Consider the following 19,559-nt stretch of genomic DNA (forward strand, 5'->3'; position numbering starts at 1 on the left):
GACCAGTCCTTATCGAGCAGTTGCAAGCGAGTCGTGAGACAACACGACACGAAAAACGGCTCGCCCGACGGCGCGAGCGACTTCAAGAGTTAGAGGAGAGTGTGAGAGAGCATTCCGCCGACAACGGTTAACTCTTCCTTCGCGAGGCTCGGCGCGCGCCACGCTCCGAATCTTCGGCGGCCACCAGCCCACACCATGGTGCCTTCTTGTCGTTCGTGGTTGAATTCAGACCATGGGCTCTTCTCACATTGCACGCATCGTTGCCGCCGTCGCCTACGTGTTCATGATTGTGATGAATACGCTGGCCACAACCCTTCCCCTGAATGGCATCCCCACGGGTGATATTTCGGATAAATACGACACCCTCTTCGCCCCCATCGGGTTTACGTTTTCAATCTGGGGTGTGATCTATCTCCTCTTGGGTATCTACACCGTGGGCCAGTTGGTCCGCACCAACAGCGTGATCGAGCGCATCACGCCGTGGTTTATCGCCAGCAGTCTGCTCAACGCCTCCTGGATTGTGATCTGGCACTTCGAAGTGCTGTGGTTGGCACTGCTGATCATCATCGGCCTGCTCTACACCCTGATTCGCATCAACCAGGTCACGACCGCTGAACGAGTCGACTGGCCAAACACGTTGGCAGTGCGACTGCCGTTCGCCGTGTATTTCGGGTGGGTCACTGTCGCGACAGTGGCCAACGTATCGGCAATGTTGGTCCAGTGGGGGTGGCAGGGCGAGGCGCTGTGGGGCCCAGGCGGTTGGACCATCGCCGTCTTGATTGTGGCAGCCGCGATCGGCATCACTGTCGCATTAATCAATTCCTCCCCGGCTTACGCACTGGTATTGGTCTGGGCGTACTGGGGGATTCTTGCCAGACACCTCTCACCCGAAGAGTGGAACCAGGAATACCCGGGAGTCATCCTTTCCCTCCAAGTGTTATTGCCGGTGTTGGCCCTAGTCAGCGTGGTGGCGTTGGTCCGGTGGGCCCGAAAGCCAGTGACACCACTACCCACGGCATCTTTGTGGGCGAAGCGGGCCGCGTAGGTCTGGTACCGGGCTTCCCCCGACTAGTTTCGCGGAAAATATCCCTGAAATGGGATTTTGTGGAGCCTAGGGGAATCGAACCCCTGACCTCCTGCTTGCAAAGCAGGCGCTCTACCAATTGAGCTAAGGCCCCTGACGCAGGGGTGGGGCTACCAGGACTTGAACCTGGGACCTCTTCGTTATCAGCGAAGCGCTCTAACCGCCTGAGCTATAGCCCCGAACCGGATAAGAGCGTAGCGCAGGATGCACCCGCTCTCACAATCAGCTGACTAGTTGGACTGGAAACCCAGCAAATACCCTCCGGTGAGTTTCGCAATGGCGTTATAGATGAGCGCGCCGAGCGAACCGAGGACAGTGATGGAGACCAAATTGATCACCGCGCTGACCAAGGACAGAGCGAAGACTTGGGAAAATTCGAGCAAGGCCAGGATTCCGCCGGCTCCGTCGCCCAAGATGTCCGAAATGACTCCCTCGAGTGCGCCCAGAATGCCGGTGGCATTCAAAATTCCCCACACCGCGATGTTCAACACCAATACGGCGAGCGCGACGACGACAGCAACCATGGCGGAGACTTTCACCGCCGACCACAGGTCGATGTAGGTCAGTCTCAAGCGCACCTGCTTCACGGGTGCCGGGGCGGGCTTGGTTTGGCGCATCTGCGGTGGCGCAGCATCGCTCATGGGGTTGTCTCCTCGGTGGGCTGATCGGCTGACCCCTCGAGAGTACTATCCTCGACTTCCGCTTCGATGATCTGCTCACTGCTGCGGGCGATCGCCAACACTTTGTCTTCGTCGGCGAGACGGCAAAAGACGACTCCCATGGTGTCTCGGCCTTTGGCCGGCACTTCGGACACTTCGCTGCGCACGACCTTGCCGCTTTCGAGGACGACGAGAATTTCATCGTCTTCACCGACAATTAGTCCACCGGCCAGGCTGCCGCGGCTGTCGTTTAGTTTCGCAATCTTGATGCCCATTCCGCCGCGGCCCTGTCGGCGGTATTGACCCACCGCGGTGCGCTTGGCGTAACCGCCTTCGGTGACGACGAAGACATACCAGTCGTCGTTGACGACATCAGCGGTCAACAATTCGTCCTCATCCCTAAAGTGCATGCCAATGACCCCGGCAGTGGCGCGTCCCATCGGACGCAGCGCGTCATCGGTCGCGCTAAACCGAAGCGACTGGCCCGCCCGAGAGATCAACATGATGTCCTCATCGGCGTTGACCAGTAGGGCGCGGACTACTTCATCGCCCTCGCGGAGATTGATGGCGATCACGCCGCCTTGCCGCGGAGTGTCATAGCTGGTGAGCTCAGTCTTTTTGACCATGCCCTGCTTGGTCACGAGAACCAAGTACTGGGCAACGTCATAGTCGGGGATATCGAGTACCTGGGCGACGTGCTCGTCGGGCTGCAGCGCGAGAACATTCGCGACGTGTTGACCCTTGGCGTCTCGGCCCGCTTCGGCAATTTCGTAGGCCTTCGCCCGATACACCCGACCCAGGTTGGTGAAAAACAGCAACCAGCGGTGGGTACTGGTGACAAAGAAGTGTTCGACCACGTCGTCTGAGCGCAATTGGGCGCCGCGGATTCCCCTCCCGCCGCGATGTTGGCTGCGGTAAGAATCGGCCCGGGTGCGTTTGATGTAGCCACCGCGGGTCAGCGTGATGACCATTTGCTCGTCGGGGATCAGGTCTTCGTAGCGCATTTCGGGGTCAAAGCCCGCGAGAATTTCGGTGCGACGGTCGTCTCCGAAGCGATTCACCACGTCGGTGAGCTCTTCCATAATGATTTCTCGCTGGCGCTCCGCGCTTCCCAAAATCACCTTGTATTCGGCAATTTCTTTTTCTAACTCGGAAGCTTGGTCGAGAATTTTTTGTCGCTCAAGGGCCGCCAAGCGCCTCAGTTGGAGGTTCAGGATGGCGGTGGCCTGTTCGTCATCGACACCGAGTAGTTTTTGAAGTCCCGCCTTGGCGTCCTCCACGGTGGGCGACTTGCGGATGAGATCAATCACGGCATCCAGGGCATCCAGAGCGAGCAGGTAACCCTTCAGGATGTGCCAATCGGCTTCGGCTTTCGCCAGGCGGTACTGGGTCCGACGCACGATGACCTGGACCTGGTGGTCCGACCAGTGTCGAATGAACTGGTCGACCCGGAGGGTCCTTGGCACACCGTCGACGATGGCCAACATGTTGGCGCCGAAGTTTTCCTGCAGTTGGGTGTGCTTGTAGAGGTTGTTGAGCACCACTTGGGCGACGGCGTCGCGTTTGAGCACAATCACGAGGCGCTGTCCGGTGCGACCCGAGGTTTCGTCTCGAATGTCGGCGATCCCGGAGAGCTTTCCCTCTTTGACCTGTTCGGCGATTCGCATCGCGAGGTTGTCGGGGTTGACCTGGTAGGGCAATTGAGTGACGACTAGGACGGTTCGACCGCCGTGTTCTTCGACGTCGACCACGGCGCGCATCGTGATCGACCCGCGACCGGTCCGATAGGCGTCGTGAATTCCTTTGCTGCCGAGAATTTGGGCACCGGTCGGGAAATCCGGTCCCTTAATACGCTCGATGCAGGCTTCTAAGAGTTCCTCTTCGGCAGCATCCGGGTGCTGCAAGTGCCAAATGGCGGCGTCGGCAATTTCGCGAAGGTTGTGCGGGGGAATGTTCGTCGCCATTCCCACAGCGATACCCACCGACCCGTTGGCCAAGAGGTTTGGAAACCGGCTCGGCAAAATCGAGGGCTCTTCGGTCCGCCCGTCATAGTTGTCCTGAAAATCGACGGTGTCTTCGTCGATGTCTCGAACCATTTCCATCGCCAACGGCGCCATCCGGGTTTCGGTATACCGGGGGGCGGCGGCGCCGTCGTTTCCGGGGGAACCGAAGTTTCCCTGTCCGGCGGCCAACGGGTAGCGCATGGACCAGGGCTGAACGAGTCGAACCAACGCGTCATAAATCGCCGAGTCACCGTGCGGGTGGTACTTACCCATGACGTCGCCGACCACGCGCGAACACTTCGAAAAGGCTTTGTCCGGTCGGTATCCACCATCGAACATTGCGTAGAGAACGCGTCGGTGAACGGGTTTCAGACCGTCTCGCACATCGGGTAGCGCCCGACCCACGATGACACTCATCGCGTAGTCCAGGTAGGAGCGCTGCATTTCTAATTGCAGGTCCACCTGATCGACGCGGTCGGTGGGTCCTTCTACGGTGCTGTCTGCCACAGTGCCTCCTCCGGCTCCGGAGTGTGTCTAAATATCGAGAAAACGGACGTCTTTAGCGTTTTGTTGAATGAATGCACGACGCGATTCCACGTCGTCACCCATCAGGGTGGTGAAAATGGTGTCGGCGATCGCCGCGTCATCCAGGGTGACTTGGAGCAGGGTGCGACTCTCCGCGTTCATCGTGGTTTCCCACAGTTCCTGGTGGTTCATCTCGCCCAGACCTTTATAGCGCTGGATGTAGTTGTCTTTGGGAAGCTTTCTGCCGGCCTTCTTGCCCTCTTCCATCATCGCGTCGCGTTCGCGGTCGCTGAAGACAAATTCGTGGTCGGCGTTTGACCATTTGATTCGATAGAGCGGCGGTTGAGCCAAGTACACATAGCCCTGTTCGATGAGCGGCCGCATATAGCGAAACAGCAGGGTCAACAGCAGGGTGGTGATGTGCTGTCCGTCAACATCCGCATCGGCCATCAACACAATCTTGTGATAGCGGACCTTCTCGATGTCGAAATCTTCACCGATTCCCGCACCAAAGGCGGTAATCATGCCCTGGACTTCCGTATTCCCCAGGGCTCGATCCAGCCGTGCTTTTTCGACGTTGAGAATCTTGCCGCGAATGGGCAAAATCGCTTGGGTTTCGGGGTCTCGACCTTGCACGGCACTGCCACCCGCCGAGTCCCCCTCGACGATGAAAATTTCACTATTCGAGGGGTCTTTACTCTGGCAGTCCTTCAGCTTCCCGGGCATACCGCCCGACTCCAACAGCCCTTTGCGCCGAGTACTCTCGCGCGCCTTGCGCGCGGCGATACGCGCCTGGGAGGCCCCGATTGCCTTGCGGACAATATCTTTCGCCAGCGCCGGGTTTCTCTCAAACCAGTCACCCAGTGCGTCGCTGGTGGTCTTTTGAACAAAAGACTTCGCCTCGGTGTTACCCAGTTTGGTCTTGGTTTGGCCCTCAAACTGCGGCTCGCCGAGCTTGATCGACACCACGGCGGTGAGACCCTCGCGAACGTCCTCACCGGTGAGGTTTTCGTCTTTTTCGCGCAGCAGATTATTAGCCCGCGCGTAGCGGTTGATCAGTGAGGTCAGCGCCGCACGAAAGCCCTCTTCGTGGGTGCCGCCCTCGTGGGTGTTGATTGTGTTGGCGTAGGTGTGCACGCTTTCGGAAAACCCTTCCGTCCACTGCATCGCCACTTCCAAGGCGATCGTGGCATCGGGGTCTTCGCGCTCGAAGGAAATGATGTCCTGGTGAACCACATCGGTCTTTTTGGATGAGTTGAGGTGACTCACGTAATCCATCAGACCGTTGTCGTATTTAAATTCGTCTCGTCGCACGTCGGCGGGATTGCGCTCATCCACGAGGGCGATCAACAGACCCTTGTTCAAGAAACCCATCTGTTGAAAACGCGTGCGCAGGGTTTCGTAATCGAAATCGGTGGATTCGAACACCGCGGAGCTTGGCCAAAAGGTAATCGTCGTTCCCGACCCGTCGGTGTTACCCCCCTTGGCCAGTGGCGCATCGGGCACCCCCACGGAGTAGCTCTGGGTCCACAGGTTTCCTTGCCGGCGCACCTCCACATCGAGCTTCTCGGAGAGGGCGTTGACGACACTGGATCCGACGCCGTGTAATCCACCGGATACGGCGTAGCCGCCACCGCCAAACTTTCCGCCCGCGTGGAGAGTCGTCAACACGACTTCCACTGTCGAGCGCTTTTCCACGGGGTGTTCGTCAACCGGAATACCTCGACCGTCGTCGCTTACTCGGACCCCGCCGTTTTCCAAAAGGGCGACGTCGATTCGACTGCAGTGGCCGGCGAGCGCTTCGTCGACAGAGTTGTCGACAATTTCGTAGACCAGGTGGTGCAGACCGCGGGGACCGGTAGAGCCGATATACATCCCGGGCCGTTTACGAACGGCCTCAAGGCCTTCGAGAACCTGAATGTCGCTCGCGCCGTAAGAGGGTTCCTTGTTACTGTTCTTCGGCTCAGACGACATATTTCAGTTATCTCCTACAGTGATGAGGAACCGGGCTACCCACCCCCACGCATTTCCGGGGCTAGACGGCTTTCAGTCTAGCGCAGGGGGTCTGTTAATACGGGGATATGAGCACCCCCGTGGAAGTTTCTCTGGGCGGCTTCTGTGGCTATCCGTAGGTGTCTCTGGGCCCTCTCCCGGGCACACTGCGTGGACCTTTTCGCCAACTGGGAGCACCGGGTGCCTGAACGACGATTTTTTCTATTTGTGCCTCCGGAACTTTTTCCCCAAAGCGCACCAAAAGATCGTGTCGCATCATGCGCAACTGGGTCGCCCAAGCCGACGAGTCACACGCCACGGTCAGCGTTCCGGCACTCACCTCGACGACTTCGGTGTGATCGGCGATGTTTTCTCCCACCAACTCAGCCCACTCCAAACCAATGGAGGCCTCGGCCATTGCCCCGGTCCAGCCCATGTCAGTGCTCAATTTATCCATCGCACCGGACACCGAATGGGGGTCACGTCCCGGCTGAAAAGGTTGATCCTCGTCGGCAATCGCGCGGCGACGGGTCGGCCGGCGATCGCCAAAGACCTCACGAAAGTGTCGATACACCCGACTGGGCTCCTTGGAGAGGCGAGCCATACCGTTATTGCCCACGCGGCGCCACCTCCCCGTTCGCGACATCAAACACTTGGCCACTAAATGCCTGGGGAACATCTTCCCAGACGGCCGCGGTGACGAGGACTTGTTCATAGTCGGCCACGAGGGCTTCGAGGGTGGCGCGCCTGGAGCGATCGAGTTCCGCGAACACATCATCCAAGATCATGATCGGGTCACCCGACGTGGACTCTTCGCGGTATAACACCGCCTGGGCCATGCGCAGCCCCAGAGCCAACGACCACGCTTCTCCCTGACTGGAGTGGGTGCGAGACGGCAGGCCATTTAACACCAGGGCGAGATCATCGCGGTGTGGCCCGACCAGTGTCATTCCCCGCTCCCACTCCGCCCGGCGTTGCCGATCCAACTCGCTTCGGTAGTGGCCCTCAAGATCTTCTGCAAGTAGACCCTCGTCGGTCATTGCCGTCGATTCCAGCCCCAACGACACGTCATTGCCCGGCGCAACAGTGGCGTATGCCGCGGTCACAGCCGGGCTTAATTGACGAAGCAGTTGCACACGCGCTGTTGTATAGGCACCGGCCAGGTCGACAAAAGCGTCGTCCCACCCGCGAAGAGTCGACTCTAATTCCGGGGTAGGTCGGCCGCGGTGGGTTTTCAACAGTGCATTTCGCTGCTTCACCACGCGCTCATAGTCACCGAGTATCGCCGCCGTCGCCGGTCGAAGAACGGTCATTGTGCTGTCTAGATAACGCCGCCGGCCGGCCGGCTCTCCCCTAATTAACGACAGGTCCTCTGGAGTGAACAACACCGCCTTTACCCACCCGGAGAGCTCGCCCATCGACACGGTGTTCCCCGCGAGTTTTGCGCGGTTAGCCCCGCGCAGCGAAATTTCGGCGGCGACCTCTGCGTGTCGATCGGCGTGGTTCACCCGCGCTCTCACCACTGCGGTGTCCTGTCCCTCTTGCACCAGGGTGCGATCCTGTGCCACGCGGTGTGAAGACTGGTAGGCCAGATAGCCAATGGCTTCGATGAGGTTAGTTTTTCCCTGCCCGTTCGACCCCACAAAAACGCTCACACCGGCCGGTAGGGCGAGGGTTGTGTGTGAGTGGTTTCGAAAGTGATGGAGTTCTAGTTCAGAGACCCACACGGTCCGCCACCGTCTAGCGCATTAACAGGTTGGGCTGAAGGAGGTAACGATACGAGGCCTCCTGCTCACCTTCACGCGAGGTCTGAGCCGTAATCAACACGGGGCCCGGTTTATTCGGGTTGTCCGTCGGGGTGAAACCGACTCGAGCAAATTCACTTCCGGTGTGACCCAAGCCGTCGATGAGGAATTGGGGTTTTAGTGAGACCACACAATCATTACCGACCAAGTGTCCGTCCGTGGTTTCCGAAGCTTGAGCTTGCTCTGAACCCAGTGCTTCCAGCATTACCCCGTCAGCGGTAAAGCTAAAGCGAAGCGGTGCTTCTCGCTCCACGACGAGACTGACCCGCCGTGTCGCTTCGATCAGCTCGGCGGTGTTCACGACGCAGTAGTTGTCGATGGCTTCGGGAAAAAGTCGCTGAACCGGAGGAAACGATCCTTTAATGAGTAGCGACGTCACGGTTTTATCATCCGCGCTAAAGGCGACGAGTTCGCGCTCGGATCCCGTCATGATGGTGATGTGAACTTTGTCCGCGTGAGCAAATGTCTTACCCACTTCGGACAGTGTTTTCGACGGGACGAGGGCGCTTAACTCGAGTCCCGATTCGCTGGTTGCCCACGGCATTTCTCGAACGGCGACCCGGTAGCGGTCGGTCGCCATCAACGCCAGGTTGTCATCGGTGATGTTGAGAAGCACTCCAGTGATGACCGGCGTAACATCATCTCGCGATGCTGCCGGGCTCACTTGGGCGATGGCCTGTCCAAAGTGTTCGCCGGAGACTTCACCCGAGACACCGGAGACCTCGGGTAGTTGGGGATACTCCTCGATGGGCATCGTGAGAAGACTGAACTTTGCCGAACCGCAGGTGACTTTCATCGAGGAGCCATCGAGTTCCAAGACCACATCCTGTTGGGGCAGGCGCTGGGCGATGTCGGAGAGTAAGCGGCCCGAGACGAGGACGTGCCCCGGTTGTTCAATATCGGCGTTCACACTGGTGCGAGCGGACACTTCGTAATCGAATGACGACATCGTCAGCGACGAGTCGTCGGCGTGGAGTAGTACTCCACTCAAAATCGGCAGGGTGGTTCGCTGGGGGAGAAGTTTTACGGCAAAGCTCACCGCATCGGCAAATACGTCACGGTGCACAGTGAGTTTCACAAGCAATGACCTTTCTCAAACGTCCCATGATTGTTGCATATCGCGCCGGAGCGGGCGAAGTAAAGGTTCGTGGGATTTTCTGTCCTTTTACTACTTAAGAGATAACACTAATAACCACTGTGGAAATCGTGGAGAGGATGGCGACTTCGGCGAAAAGTGTCCTAAACCACACGCGTGAAAGATGTGTAGTTCGTGAGGGCAGTCCTGCCGGGACTGATCAGGGACAATCGGTGGGGGAAGAAGTTTTCCACAGGAACTGATTTTTCTCCACAGATTTGCCGAGTTGTCCACAGGCACTGTCAAATGCGTGGACAGTACTAGTAGGCGTACTGCTGTTTGATGCGACTGGTGAGTTCGGTGACCTGGTTATAAATACTGCGCCGTTCTTTCATCAGGTCGCTAATTTTTTTATTCGCGTACATCACGGTGGTGTGGTCACGATTCCCGAAGAGCTGGCCGATTTTCGGCAGCGACAGGTTGGTGAGCTCACGACAGAGATACATCGCAATCTGTCGCGCGAGAGCAATAGTTTGAGAGCGCGAGGATCCGTAGAGGTCCTCGACGGTGAGCTCGAAGTACTGGGCGGTCTGAGAAATAATTTCCGTCGGCGCGATGACGTTGGCCTCTTCGGAGAGCATCAGGTCTTTCATGACCGTCTGGACGAGAGCCATGGTGATGTCTGATCCGTTGAGGTTCGCGAACGCGGTGACCCTAATCAGGGCGCCCTCTAGTTCTCGAATGTTGGTGGAGACTTTGGACGCCATGTACTCCAGTACGTCGTCGCCGACTTTGAGCGATTCACTCGATGCTTTCTTTCGCAAAATGGCGATTCGAGTTTCCAGGTCGGGCGCTTGAACATCGGTGATGAGACCCCACTCAAATCGTGTACGCATGCGGTCTTCGAAACCGGTCAGCTGCTTGGGGGGCATATCGCTGGTGACCACGACCTGTTTGTTGTGGTCGTGGAGAGTGTTGAAGGTGTGAAAGAAGGCTTCCTGAGTCGAGTCTTTTCCTTGGAGAAACTGGATATCGTCGATTAAGAGGACATCGACTTCTCGGTATCTGTTTTGAAATTCGTGAGATCTGTTGTTGGCGATGGCGTTGATGAAGTCGTTGGTGAACTCTTCGGAGCTCACGTACTTGACCCGAATGCCCTTATAAAGATTTTGCGTGTAGTGGCCAATGGCGTGGAGAAGGTGGGTCTTACCCAAACCACTGCCGCCGTACACAAAGAGTGGGTTATAGGCCTTCGCGGGCGCCTCCGCGACAGCGACCGCTGCCGCGTGGGAAAAGCGGTTTGAGGGACCGATCACAAAGCTGTCAAAGGTGTACTTGTCGTTGAGCCTGGTGTAGGGCGCATTCGTAATGGGTTGCGTAGGTGTGGGGTCGACGGGAATTAGTTCCGTCTCGGGTTCGCTCGGTCCGAGTGGGTTGGGCGTCGGGTTGATGCTCGTTTCGATTTCGGGGTTCACGACGAGGGCAAAGTTTTGAATGTCGTTGTCTTCGATGGTTTCCATGGCCGACATCAGGGGGATGCGGACCCGCTGTTCCAACATTCCCCGGGTGAGTTCGTTGGGCACCTCGAGGTAGAGGATGTTGGCGAGAACACCGCGGGGCTTCACCAAATCCAGAAACCCTCGGAGCTGCGGAGTGATGCGGTTATCGGTGGCGAGGTGGGCTAAGACAGATGTCCAATAGGCATCAATGTCGTAATCTGCTTCCGCCACGTATGACTCCTCTTGCTGTGGATAACTCGGTGTCACTCTATTGCCAGGGAGGCTCAGCCTACAAAGATTGGGAGAAAATCACCGGTCCTTGTGGATAACTACCGGCACTCTGTTTGACCCACTCAGCCGCGGGGCCTATCCTGAAGGGTCGATTCAACGTCTTTCCTGGCTCGTGTCAGGACCAGCCAGGAGTGGTGTCAATGTCTAAGAGAACGTTTCAGCCCAACAACCGCCGCCGTGCGAAAGTGCACGGCTTCCGTGCCCGGATGCGCACGCGCGCGGGCCGAGCGATCATCACTGCTCGTCGCCGCAAGGGGCGCTCCGAGCTCTCCGCGTAGAGCCCGCACATCCTGGTGCTCTCCGTCCAGCACCGAATCACGCGTGGCGATGAGTATCGTCGCGTGCTGAGTACCGGAAAAAAAACCCGGACAGCGTTGGGGCTTGTCAGTACCGCTCACAATTCTTTGGGCCATCTGCGCTTTGGTTTTATCGTCTCCAAAGCGGTCGGTAATGCCGTGGTGCGCAATCGGGTGAAGCGTCGCTTGCGCGCGGCGGCGCGCGGTGTGTTGGCCACTTCGGTGTCGCTCGATGTCGTGGTGCGTTCGACACCGGAGGCGGCCGGTGTATCGGTGAGCGAGGCCGAAGCCGTGTTTCGTGAGGTGCTCAGGCGGTGACGACGGGTGTGAAAGCGGTGGGGACCTGGGTGCTGCTCGCACCGCGAAATGCTCTTCTCGGTGTGTTGTGGGCGTACCGGAAGGTCATCTCTCCGTTGTACGGTCAGGTGTGTCGGTACCATCCCAGTTGCTCGCTCTACGCGTTTAGAGCAATTCAGTATCATGGAGCGCTCAGGGGAACTGGGCTTGCTGCGTGGAGAGTTCTGCGTTGCAATCCGTTTTCCCGCGGGGGAATCGACGATCCTCCCGAATCTCACCACACGTACTTCGACATCACCGAACATGGCTTTGTGCGGCCAAGAAAAGAGGACTAACCCATGGGGGCGATTGACACGATCCTCTGGCCGATTCGCTGGGTCATTGAAGCCCTACTCGTCGGCTTCCACAGTCTCTTTGAATCCTGGGGTCTGGAGGGAGCCTCGGGCATCAGCTGGGTGCTGGCCATCACGGCCTTGGTGCTGGTGGTGCGCGCGGCTCTGATTCCGGTCTTCGTGCGCCAAATTAAGAGCCAGCGTCGGATGATGGAGATCGCACCCCAGCTGAAAAAGATTCAGGATAAGTACAAGGGGAAGAAAGACCAGTTCTCTCGTGAGGCGCTCTCTCGTGAAACGATGGCGCTCTACTCCAAAGCGGGGACCAACCCGTTTAGTTCCTGTTTGCCGCTGCTGTTGCAGATGCCGATCTTCTTTGGTCTCTTCCGCGTACTGAGCGAAGCCGGGCTCGGCAACGCCGGTGTGTCCTACATGACCCAGGATCTGGCTGTCGCCTTCGCCAACGCCGAGCTCTTCGGCCTGGCACCGCTCAGCGCCACCATGAATGCCGCGATCAGCGGTGAGGCCGTATTGGCTGAGGGTGGTACCACCGCAGTGGTTCTGATCGCGGCGGTGATGGTCGTGCTGATGTCGGGTTCGCAGTTCATCACCCAGCTGCAGATCATGGCGAAGAACCAGTCCGAAGAAATGATGGCGAGTCCGATGTATCGCCAGCAGCGGATCCTTCTCTACGTTCTCCCGCTGGTGTTCCTCTTCTCCGGAGTGTTTTTCCCGCTCGGAGTGATGTTCTACTGGTTGGTGTCGAACTTCTGGACGATGGGCCAGCAGTTCCTCGTGATTCGCAACATGCCCACCCCGGGCAGCCAGGCGGCGAAGGCCCGCGACGAGCGGATTGCGAAGAAGCGCGAGAAATTAGGATTGCCGCCGCTGGGTGAAGCCGAAGAAGAGGATGCACCCGAGCAGACGAAACCCGCCCAACGTCAGCAGCCGGTAGGAAAATCCCGCGCCAAGAAAAAGGGCCAAAAGCCACCGAAGAAGCCTGACGACGACGATGGGCTCGCCGGTCAAGCGGCGAAGCCGAAGGGATAACAACCGTGACCGAGACCACTTCAGACCACGATGTCGACGAGGGCGAGCTGGGCGCCGATTACCTCGAGGCCCTACTCGACATTGCCGACCTCGACGGTGATATCGAAATCGAAACGAAAAATGGCCGCGCGTATTTGAGTGTGGTCAGCGAGGGCACCGGTGACCTGGAGCGGCTTTCCAAGCCCGATGTCGTCCAAGCCCTGCAGGAACTCACCCGGCTGGCAGTCCAGCAAAAGACGGGTGAGTTTTCCCGATTGATTTTGGATGTCGCCGGGTCGCGCGATAAGCGGGCAGAGGAGCTGAAGGGCCTTGTCGAGGCCGCGATTAACACCATCGAAGGGGGCGCGGCATCGGCAGCATTGCCCCCCATGAGTAGCTACGAGCGCAAGCTCGTTCACGACCTCGCCTCGGAGCGCGGCTATAGCTCCGAGTCGCACGGCGAAGGAGCCGACCGCCACACGGTGATCACCCCCGGGGAGTAGGACGTTTCACGTGAAACATTCATCGGTCGAGCAGGAGCCGGACGCGGCTGCACTGCTCTTTGGTGAACGCATCGATGATGCGCGTCGACTCGCCGAGCACCTCGTCGAGTTCGGCGAGACACTCGGCCTCATTGGTCCGCGGGAGCTCGAGCGACTCTGGACTCGACATCTCGTGAACTCGGCGCTGGTGGGAACCCTGATTCGACCGGGGACGCTGGCAGACATTGGCTCAGGGGCGGGTTTTCCGGGCCTGGTCCTGGCGATAATGCGCCCGGACGTCACCTGCACCCTGATCGAACCGATGGAGAGGCGAGCGACCTGGTTGCGAGAGGAAGCCGATCGGTTGGGCCTTGATAACGTCGAAGTGTTGCGCGCCAGGGCTCAAGATGTTCCCGCAGATCGGGAGTTTCAGACGGTCACCGCCCGGGCGGTGAGCGCGCTCAAAAAGCTCGTTCCCATGACCCGGCGCCTGGTAGCTCCGTCCGGGCAGATGGTGTTCTTGAAGGGTCAGCGTCTCGACCAAGAAATCGATGACGCTCAGGCGGTCCTTTCGGGCAAAGAGTTCGTCTCGGTTGAATCGTTGACGGTGGGGTCGGAGTACAACACCGAAGAGACTCGTATTTTCCGAGCTACGCTGGGGTCTTAACTTCGCGCCACCGCGCGAATGTTTCACGTGAAACATTTGGGGGAAATCAGGGCATGTCAGCTGACTCGACACCGCTAGCCGATGAGCTTGTGGCGGTGTCCGCACGGCGCGAGCGCCTTCGCGGAGCCACCTGGACACTGCCGTCAACGACCCGAATCGTGACGATCGCCAACCAAAAGGGAGGCGTGGGCAAAACGACCACCACGGTGAACCTCGCCGCCGTTCTCGCGGCACACGGAGCTCGTGTCCTGGTCATCGACCTCGATCCCCAAGGAAACGCCTCGACCGCTTTGGGTGTGCCCCACCACGAGCGCATCTCGGGTAGCTACGAGGTATTACTGGGTGAATCTGCCATATCTGACGTTGTCCAACAGAGCCCAGAGGCCAGTGGCCTGTGGTGCCTGCCCGCAACAATCAATCTCGCGGGTGCAGAAATTGAGTTAGTGGCACAGGAGCGCCGCGAGTTTCGACTCAAAGAAGCCCTCACCGCGTATCTCTCCACCGAAGAGGCCCAGGGCTTCCACTACATTTTTGTCGACACGCCACCCTCGCTCGGCATTTTGACCATCAACGCCTTCGCGGCAGCGAACGAAGTCCTCATTCCCATTCAGTGCGAGTACTACGCGCTCGAGGGACTGAGCCAACTGCTGGATACCATCGAGCGGATTCGAGCTCACGTGAATCCCCTGTTACAGCGAAAGACCATCGCGCTGACCATGTATGACCAGCGCACGAATCTCGCTCAACAGGTTGCCCAAGACGTCCAGGAGCACTTCCCCCAGGAGGTCTTGGCCACAATCATTCCCCGGTCGGTGCGCATCAGCGAGGCTCCCAGTTACGGCCAGTCGGTCATTACCTACGATCCCGGATCTCCTGGGGCGCTGTCTTATGCTGAAGCTGCACTCGAATTCGCGGGGCGCTTTGGAGGACAACATGGCAGCTAAACGAAGCGGTTTAGGTCGGGGAATTGGTGCGCTCATTCCCGCACAGGCGCCAGAAAGTGACAGCGCGGTCGACGTCTTTTTCGGCTCCGATGATTCGTCTCTGGAGGCCGTGCCCGGCCTCGCGCTCAAAGACATCCCCGTCAGCGACATCACCCCGAACGAGCGACAGCCACGAAGCGAGTTCCGCGCCGAAGAGCTCCAAGAGCTGACCCACTCGATTCGTGAATTCGGTGTTCTTCAGCCCATCGTCGTTCGGCCTCGAGCGGCTGCCAGCGCTGCGGAGGCTCCCTTCGAGCTGATTATGGGTGAGCGGCGTTTGCGGGCCGCTACCGCCGCGGGATTGACAACCATCCCGGCGATTGTTCGAGACACCAGTGACGCCAACATGTTGCGCGATGCTCTCTTGGAAAACCTCCACCGGGCGGACCTGAACCCCTTGGAAGAAGCATCGGCCTATCAGCAGCTGCTCAACGATTTTGGGACCACCCAACAGGAATTGGCGGACCGTATCGGGCGGTCCAGGCCCCAAGTGACCAATACCCTGCGCTTACTCAATCTCGCTCCGCCCGTGCAGGTTCACGTGGCTGCGGGCGTGCTGAGCGCGGGCCACGCACGGGCCCTCCTCGGGGTCAGTGACCCCGACGCGCAGGCCGCTCTCGCCCAGGACATCATTTCCCAGTCATTGACTGTTCGCCAGGCAGAGGAGCGTGCCGGCTCAGGATCCAGCCAGAAAAAGGCGGCGAGAACCTCCAGGCCCGGCGGGAGGGCGAGTCAACTCGATGAGCTGGCCGAAGAGCTCGGTGACCGCCTCAATACTCGCGTGAAGATTTCGCTTTCTCGGACCAAAGGCCAACTCACGATTGATTTTGCCACGGTGGCCGATCTGAACCGCATTCTGGGTGACCTCGGGATGGAGGGCTTTCCACCTTCCCAGAAATAAGCGGGCTACGCCCGAGCGGCCGCCTGCTCGGCCAAAGCCGCGTAAATCCCGGTGACGTCAAAGCCCGCCTGGTCCAGTGCCAGGGCGACCGTCGAGGTCTCGGTGAGACCCGGCATCACGCTGGCTTCGAGAAACCAGCACTCGCCGTCGTCATCGACGATGAAGTCGACGCGCGAGAGGTCGCGTAAGCCAATGGTGTCGTGGGCGACGAGGGCTTGCTGCGCGGCGCGGTCGAGTACGGCGGCGTCTCGCCTCGGCGGAGAGAAAAAACGTGTCTCTCCTGCCGTGTAGCGGGCCTCGAAGGTATAGCGGCCGCCCACCGGATCAATTTCCACTCCGGGCAAGGCTTGAGGCCCATCGCCGGTGTCGACGATCGCCACGCAGATTTCGGTGCCGATGATTTGGCGCTCCACCAGGGCGTCGTCAGAGTAGGTAAAGGCGTGGACCATGGCCCGGCGGAGCTCTTCGGTGTTGGACACCCAGCTCACTCCTTGGGCGGAGCCACCTCGCGAGGGCTTGGTGATCAGAGGGAAGCCGAGGGTGTCCGACACGAGCTCCAGAACACTCTCTGCGCCCAGTTCTCGAAAGGCGTCACGGCTCAGGCCGATAGACGGCGGGGTCTGCACTCCAGCCCGGGAGACGAGTGTCTTCGCCGAGGGTTTATCCCACGCCAGGCGGGTGGCCTCAGAGGAGGAGCCCACGTAGGGCAGGCCCATCATTTCCAGCAGTGAACGCAGCGTTCCGTCTTCGCCACTGGCCCCGTGTAACACGGGCCAGACCACATCGGGTGGGCTCTCGTGGAGTCTTTTCACGAGGGCGGCATCCGGGTCTGCCACGTCGACGCTCAGACCGTGCGAGAGGAGCCCATCGGCGACGAGGCGACCGGATCTGAGGGAAATGTCGCGCTCGTGCGAAATACCGCCCGCGAGAACAAGGACAGAGGGGGAGGCGGACACAGTGAGCCGTGCCTAGGCGAGGTTTGGTGGCGGTGACTCGACGTGAGTGTCGCGCGCTTCTTTGTTGCGGGAGGGCTCGAAGGTCGCCACGAGCTCCACTTCTTCCCGGATGACCTTGGCCAGGCGGGTGACCCCCTCGGTGATGTCTTCTGGCGTGGGGTAGCAGAAGGCGAGGCGGATGTTCTGGGCACCGCGGTGGTCGGCGAAGAACGCCGTGCCGGGGGTGTAGGCCACGAGCTCGGTGACGGCCCGAGGCAGCATCTCTTTGGAGTTCAAGCCCTCGGGGAGGGTGAGCCAGAGGTAGAAGCCCCCGCTCGGGTGGGTGTGCTCGATGCTCGGCAGTTCGTGGGCGAGTGCCGCGACCATGGCGTCTCGACGTTCCCGGTAGATCTCTCGGAAGGTGTCGATTTGGGCCTTCCAGTCGGCGCGTTGGAAATAGTCGGCCACGACGAGCTGGGAAAAGGAACTGGGTGAGAGCACGGCGGCCTCGGACGCTAATACGAGCTTTTCTCGAATACCGTGCGGCGCGACGACCCAGCCGACGCGAAGCCCGGGACCGAAAGTCTTCGAAAACGACCCCAGATAAATCACCCCGTGGTCTCCCGCGGCTCGCATCGCCGGTGGTGCCGGCTGATCAAACCAGAGCAGACCGTAGGGATTATCTTCGACCACCAGAATGTCTTCGCTGTGGGCAATGTCGAGAACTTCTAATCGGCGACTGGCCGACAGGGTCACCCCGGCGGGGTTGTGGAAGTTCGGAATCAGGTAAATCATCTTGATCGGTTTACCCTCAGAGCGCGCCTGGCTAATTGCCGCACTCAGCGCTTCCGGAATGATTCCGTCTGCATCCATCTGGACGTGTCGAACATCAGCTTCGTAGGAGCGAAAGACACCCATCGCCCCGACGTAACTCGGCGCCTCGGCGATGACGACATCGCCGGGGTTGATAAACAACCGAGCGATCAAATCCAGACCGTGCTGGGAACCCGTCGTGACGACAACGTCGTCTGGTCGCGCGCTAATTCCCTCCAAGGCCATGATGTCGACGATTTGCTCGCGCAACTCGGGATGCCCCTGGCCAGAGCCGTATTGAAGGGCTTCTGCGCCGCGCTCATCGATGACCCGGTTGAGGGTGTCTTTCATCATGGCGTCGGGGATGGCCTTGACGTAGGGCATTCCACCAGCCAGCGACACCACTTCGGGACGGCTCGCCACGGCGAATAGTGAACGCACTTCGGAGGCGGAGAGGCCACTGGAGCGATCCGCGTAGTGCTCGCGCCATGGGTCGAGCGAAATACCGTGGGCGGGGGTTATCGACACCGGAGCCCCCCAACGAGTGCTGTACTCATCCCCTCAGGGTAGAGCAGAATCCAGGAGCTTTCCTGGTTAGGCGAGAAATTCCTGCAAATCGGACTCGAGAGCGGGCTTTGGCTTCGCACCGATTACGGTCTTCACCACTTCGCCGGCTTTGAACACCTTCATCGTCGGAATCGACGTGACCTGGTATTTCATGGCCGTTTCGGGGTTGTGGTCCACGTTGAGCTTCACCACGTCGATTTTCTCGGCGTGCTCGGTCGCAATTTGGTCCAGGATGGGTGACACTGCGCGGCAGGGTCCACACCATTCGGCCCAAAAGTCGACCATGATCGGCTTGTCGCTACCGAGGACGTCGGTGGCAAAACTCTCGTCGGTGACATCGCGTGCTGACATGTGTATCTCCTTCAATCGGTGTTGGTGAAAAATGTATCGGCTAGGCCGCCAGCGCTTCCAAGTAGTGCTGGGCGTCGAGAGCGGCGACCGTGCCCGACCCCGCCGCGGTGACCGCCTGGCGATACGTCGGATCGATTACGTCGCCGGCAGCGAAGACCCCGTCTACTGAGGTACGCGAGGTGCGACCATCGACCCAAATGGTTCCCGCATCGGTCAGCGTGAGCTTGTCGTGAACGATGTGGGTTCGCGGGTCCGAGCCGATCGCCACGAAGAGGCCATCGAGATCCACGGTGGTCTCTTCGCCCGTTTCGGTGTGAACTAAGCCCACGCCCGTCACCTGGTCGTCGCCGTAAATGTGGGCGACTTGCTGGTGGAAGAGGAACTCAATCTTCGGGTCGTTCTCTGCCCGCTCTTGCATCGCCGCTGACGCGCGCAACTTATCCGAGCGGTGAATGATGTAGACCTTCGCGGCGAATCGGGTGAGAAAAGTCGCCTCCTCCATCGCGGAGTCACCGCCACCCACCACGGCGACGGTTTTCTCCCGGAAGAAGGCGCCATCGCAGGTCGCGCACCAGGAGAGGCCGTGGCCACTGAGTCGCTCTTCTTCGGTGAGGCCCAGTTTGCGATAGGCCGAACCGGTCGCGTAAATGACCGATTTTGTCTCGAGGACATCGCCGTTACCGAGAGTAATTTTCTTGACCGCGCCCTCCAAATCGAGATCCGCGACATCGTCAAAGATAATGGTGCTGCCAAAACGCTCAGCCTGAGCCTGCATTTTCATCATCAGGTCGGGACCCATGATGCCGTCGGGAAAACCGGGGTAATTATCGACCTCGGTGGTGTTCATGAGGTCTCCGCCAAATTCCACGGAGGATGCGACCACCACGGGGTTCAGATTCGCTCGGGCCGCATAGATCGCTGCCGTGTAGCCAGCGGGGCCGGATCCGATAATGACGACGTCATGCATGGGGTG

20 protein-coding genes and 2 tRNA genes are annotated in these 19,559 nt (G+C 59.3%); 9 read left to right on the forward strand and 13 right to left on the reverse strand.

What is annotated here, in order from left to right; genetic code table 11:
- Window positions 1–232 precede the first annotated feature (232 nt).
- Window positions 233–1,045: a tryptophan-rich sensory protein gene (locus RI518_RS04655; protein ID WP_310689500.1), complete on the forward strand. Its 813-nt coding sequence runs from the start codon at window positions 233–235 to the stop codon at window positions 1,043–1,045.
- Window positions 1,046–1,105: 60 nt separating this feature from the next.
- On the opposite strand, the gene RI518_RS04660 is transcribed toward RI518_RS04655, so the two are convergent.
- The 9 genes from RI518_RS04660 to dnaA form a co-directional block, all read right to left on the reverse strand.
- Window positions 1,106–1,178 (reverse strand) — tRNA-Ala (locus RI518_RS04660).
- An 11-nt stretch (window positions 1,179–1,189) separates the two neighbouring features.
- Window positions 1,190–1,263 (reverse strand) — tRNA-Ile (locus RI518_RS04665).
- A gap of 51 nt (window positions 1,264–1,314) precedes the next feature.
- On the reverse strand, window positions 1,315–1,725 hold the full coding sequence (locus RI518_RS04670; protein ID WP_310671365.1) for a DUF3566 domain-containing protein: 411 nt from the start codon (window positions 1,723–1,725) through the stop codon (window positions 1,315–1,317).
- Window positions 1,722–4,253, reverse strand: a complete 2,532-nt coding sequence (gene gyrA / locus RI518_RS04675; protein ID WP_310671364.1) for a DNA gyrase subunit A — start codon at window positions 4,251–4,253, stop codon at window positions 1,722–1,724. Before gyrA ends, RI518_RS04670 begins: the two co-directional genes overlap by 4 nt.
- A gap of 27 nt (window positions 4,254–4,280) precedes the next feature.
- Window positions 4,281–6,245, reverse strand: a complete 1,965-nt coding sequence (gene gyrB / locus RI518_RS04680; RefSeq protein WP_310689501.1) for a DNA topoisomerase (ATP-hydrolyzing) subunit B — start codon at window positions 6,243–6,245, stop codon at window positions 4,281–4,283.
- Between the two features lie 148 nt (window positions 6,246–6,393).
- Window positions 6,394–6,867 carry a DciA family protein gene (locus tag RI518_RS04685; RefSeq protein WP_310671362.1) on the reverse strand — a complete coding sequence of 158 codons (474 nt, stop codon included), beginning with the start codon at window positions 6,865–6,867 and terminating at the stop codon, window positions 6,394–6,396.
- Between the two features lie 4 nt (window positions 6,868–6,871).
- Window positions 6,872–7,990 carry a DNA replication/repair protein RecF gene (gene recF / locus RI518_RS04690; protein ID WP_310689502.1) on the reverse strand — a complete coding sequence of 373 codons (1,119 nt, stop codon included), beginning with the start codon at window positions 7,988–7,990 and terminating at the stop codon, window positions 6,872–6,874.
- A 13-nt stretch (window positions 7,991–8,003) separates the two neighbouring features.
- Complete coding sequence (gene dnaN / locus RI518_RS04695; RefSeq protein WP_310689503.1) at window positions 8,004–9,146, reverse strand: DNA polymerase III subunit beta; 1,143 nt, start codon at window positions 9,144–9,146, stop codon at window positions 8,004–8,006.
- Window positions 9,147–9,463: 317 nt separating this feature from the next.
- Window positions 9,464–10,909 (reverse strand): chromosomal replication initiator protein DnaA, encoded by a 1,446-nt coding sequence (gene dnaA / locus RI518_RS04700; RefSeq protein WP_397428159.1) that lies wholly within the window; start codon window positions 10,907–10,909, stop codon window positions 9,464–9,466.
- A 164-nt stretch (window positions 10,910–11,073) separates the two neighbouring features.
- Here dnaA and rpmH point away from each other — a divergent pair, with 164 nt between their 5' ends.
- The 8 genes from rpmH to RI518_RS04740 are packed head-to-tail and all read left to right on the forward strand — an operon-like array spanning window position 11,074 to window position 15,920.
- Window positions 11,074–11,211 (forward strand): 50S ribosomal protein L34, encoded by a 138-nt coding sequence (gene rpmH / locus RI518_RS04705; protein ID WP_310671358.1) that lies wholly within the window; start codon window positions 11,074–11,076, stop codon window positions 11,209–11,211.
- 15 nt (window positions 11,212–11,226) lie between these two features.
- Window positions 11,227–11,547 carry a ribonuclease P protein component gene (rnpA, locus tag RI518_RS04710; protein ID WP_310689505.1) on the forward strand — a complete coding sequence of 107 codons (321 nt, stop codon included), beginning with the start codon at window positions 11,227–11,229 and terminating at the stop codon, window positions 11,545–11,547.
- A 29-nt stretch (window positions 11,548–11,576) separates the two neighbouring features.
- Window positions 11,577–11,861 (forward strand): membrane protein insertion efficiency factor YidD, encoded by a 285-nt coding sequence (gene yidD, locus RI518_RS04715; protein ID WP_310689507.1) that lies wholly within the window; start codon window positions 11,577–11,579, stop codon window positions 11,859–11,861.
- 3 nt (window positions 11,862–11,864) lie between these two features.
- Window positions 11,865–12,908: a membrane protein insertase YidC gene (gene yidC / locus RI518_RS04720; protein ID WP_397428124.1), complete on the forward strand. Its 1,044-nt coding sequence runs from the start codon at window positions 11,865–11,867 to the stop codon at window positions 12,906–12,908.
- A 5-nt stretch (window positions 12,909–12,913) separates the two neighbouring features.
- Window positions 12,914–13,390 (forward strand): R3H domain-containing nucleic acid-binding protein, encoded by a 477-nt coding sequence (locus RI518_RS04725; RefSeq protein WP_310671355.1) that lies wholly within the window; start codon window positions 12,914–12,916, stop codon window positions 13,388–13,390.
- Window positions 13,391–13,400: 10 nt separating this feature from the next.
- Entirely contained in the window at window positions 13,401–14,036 is a 636-nt protein-coding gene (rsmG, locus tag RI518_RS04730; protein ID WP_310671354.1) for a 16S rRNA (guanine(527)-N(7))-methyltransferase RsmG, read from the forward strand.
- Between the two features lie 53 nt (window positions 14,037–14,089).
- Complete coding sequence (locus tag RI518_RS04735) at window positions 14,090–14,980, forward strand: ParA family protein (RefSeq protein WP_310671353.1); 891 nt, start codon at window positions 14,090–14,092, stop codon at window positions 14,978–14,980.
- On the forward strand, window positions 14,970–15,920 hold the full coding sequence (locus tag RI518_RS04740) for a ParB/RepB/Spo0J family partition protein (RefSeq protein WP_310671352.1): 951 nt from the start codon (window positions 14,970–14,972) through the stop codon (window positions 15,918–15,920). The genes RI518_RS04735 and RI518_RS04740 overlap by 11 nt, the downstream gene beginning before the upstream one ends.
- A 5-nt stretch (window positions 15,921–15,925) precedes the next feature.
- On the opposite strand, the gene RI518_RS04745 is transcribed toward RI518_RS04740, so the two are convergent.
- From RI518_RS04745 to trxB, 4 genes are all read right to left on the reverse strand, one after another.
- On the reverse strand, window positions 15,926–16,876 hold the full coding sequence (locus RI518_RS04745; RefSeq protein WP_310689508.1) for a D-alanine--D-alanine ligase: 951 nt from the start codon (window positions 16,874–16,876) through the stop codon (window positions 15,926–15,928).
- A 12-nt stretch (window positions 16,877–16,888) separates the two neighbouring features.
- On the reverse strand, window positions 16,889–18,196 hold the full coding sequence (locus tag RI518_RS04750; RefSeq protein ID WP_310689510.1) for a PLP-dependent aminotransferase family protein: 1,308 nt from the start codon (window positions 18,194–18,196) through the stop codon (window positions 16,889–16,891).
- 66 nt (window positions 18,197–18,262) lie between these two features.
- Window positions 18,263–18,586, reverse strand: a complete 324-nt coding sequence (gene trxA / locus RI518_RS04755; protein ID WP_310671349.1) for a thioredoxin — start codon at window positions 18,584–18,586, stop codon at window positions 18,263–18,265.
- 40 nt (window positions 18,587–18,626) lie between these two features.
- Window positions 18,627–19,553, reverse strand: coding sequence for a thioredoxin-disulfide reductase (gene trxB, locus RI518_RS04760; RefSeq protein ID WP_310671348.1), 927 nt, complete (start codon window positions 19,551–19,553; stop codon window positions 18,627–18,629).
- Window positions 19,554–19,559: the final 6 nt, after the last annotated feature.

Origin of the sequence: Pontimonas sp., from assembly GCF_031581085.1 — a bacterium.
Classification (GTDB): domain Bacteria; phylum Actinomycetota; class Actinomycetes; order Actinomycetales; family Microbacteriaceae; genus Pontimonas.

Coding starts and splice junctions, on each gene's coding strand:
- RI518_RS04655 (WP_310689500.1), top strand. CDS start 233: ATGGGCTCTTCTCACATTGCACGCATCGTTGCCGCCGTCGCCTACGTG.
- RI518_RS04670 (WP_310671365.1), bottom strand. CDS start 1,725: ATGAGCGATGCTGCGCCACCGCAGATGCGCCAAACCAAGCCCGCCCCG.
- gyrB (WP_310689501.1), bottom strand. CDS start 6,245: ATGTCGTCTGAGCCGAAGAACAGTAACAAGGAACCCTCTTACGGCGCG.
- RI518_RS04685 (WP_310671362.1), bottom strand. CDS start 6,867: ATGGCTCGCCTCTCCAAGGAGCCCAGTCGGGTGTATCGACACTTTCGT.
- rpmH (WP_310671358.1), top strand. CDS start 11,074: ATGTCTAAGAGAACGTTTCAGCCCAACAACCGCCGCCGTGCGAAAGTG.
- yidC (WP_397428124.1), top strand. CDS start 11,865: ATGGGGGCGATTGACACGATCCTCTGGCCGATTCGCTGGGTCATTGAA.
- RI518_RS04735 (WP_310671353.1), top strand. CDS start 14,090: ATGTCAGCTGACTCGACACCGCTAGCCGATGAGCTTGTGGCGGTGTCC.
- RI518_RS04740 (WP_310671352.1), top strand. CDS start 14,970: ATGGCAGCTAAACGAAGCGGTTTAGGTCGGGGAATTGGTGCGCTCATT.
- trxA (WP_310671349.1), bottom strand. CDS start 18,586: ATGTCAGCACGCGATGTCACCGACGAGAGTTTTGCCACCGACGTCCTC.
- trxB (WP_310671348.1), bottom strand. CDS start 19,553: ATGCATGACGTCGTCATTATCGGATCCGGCCCCGCTGGCTACACGGCA.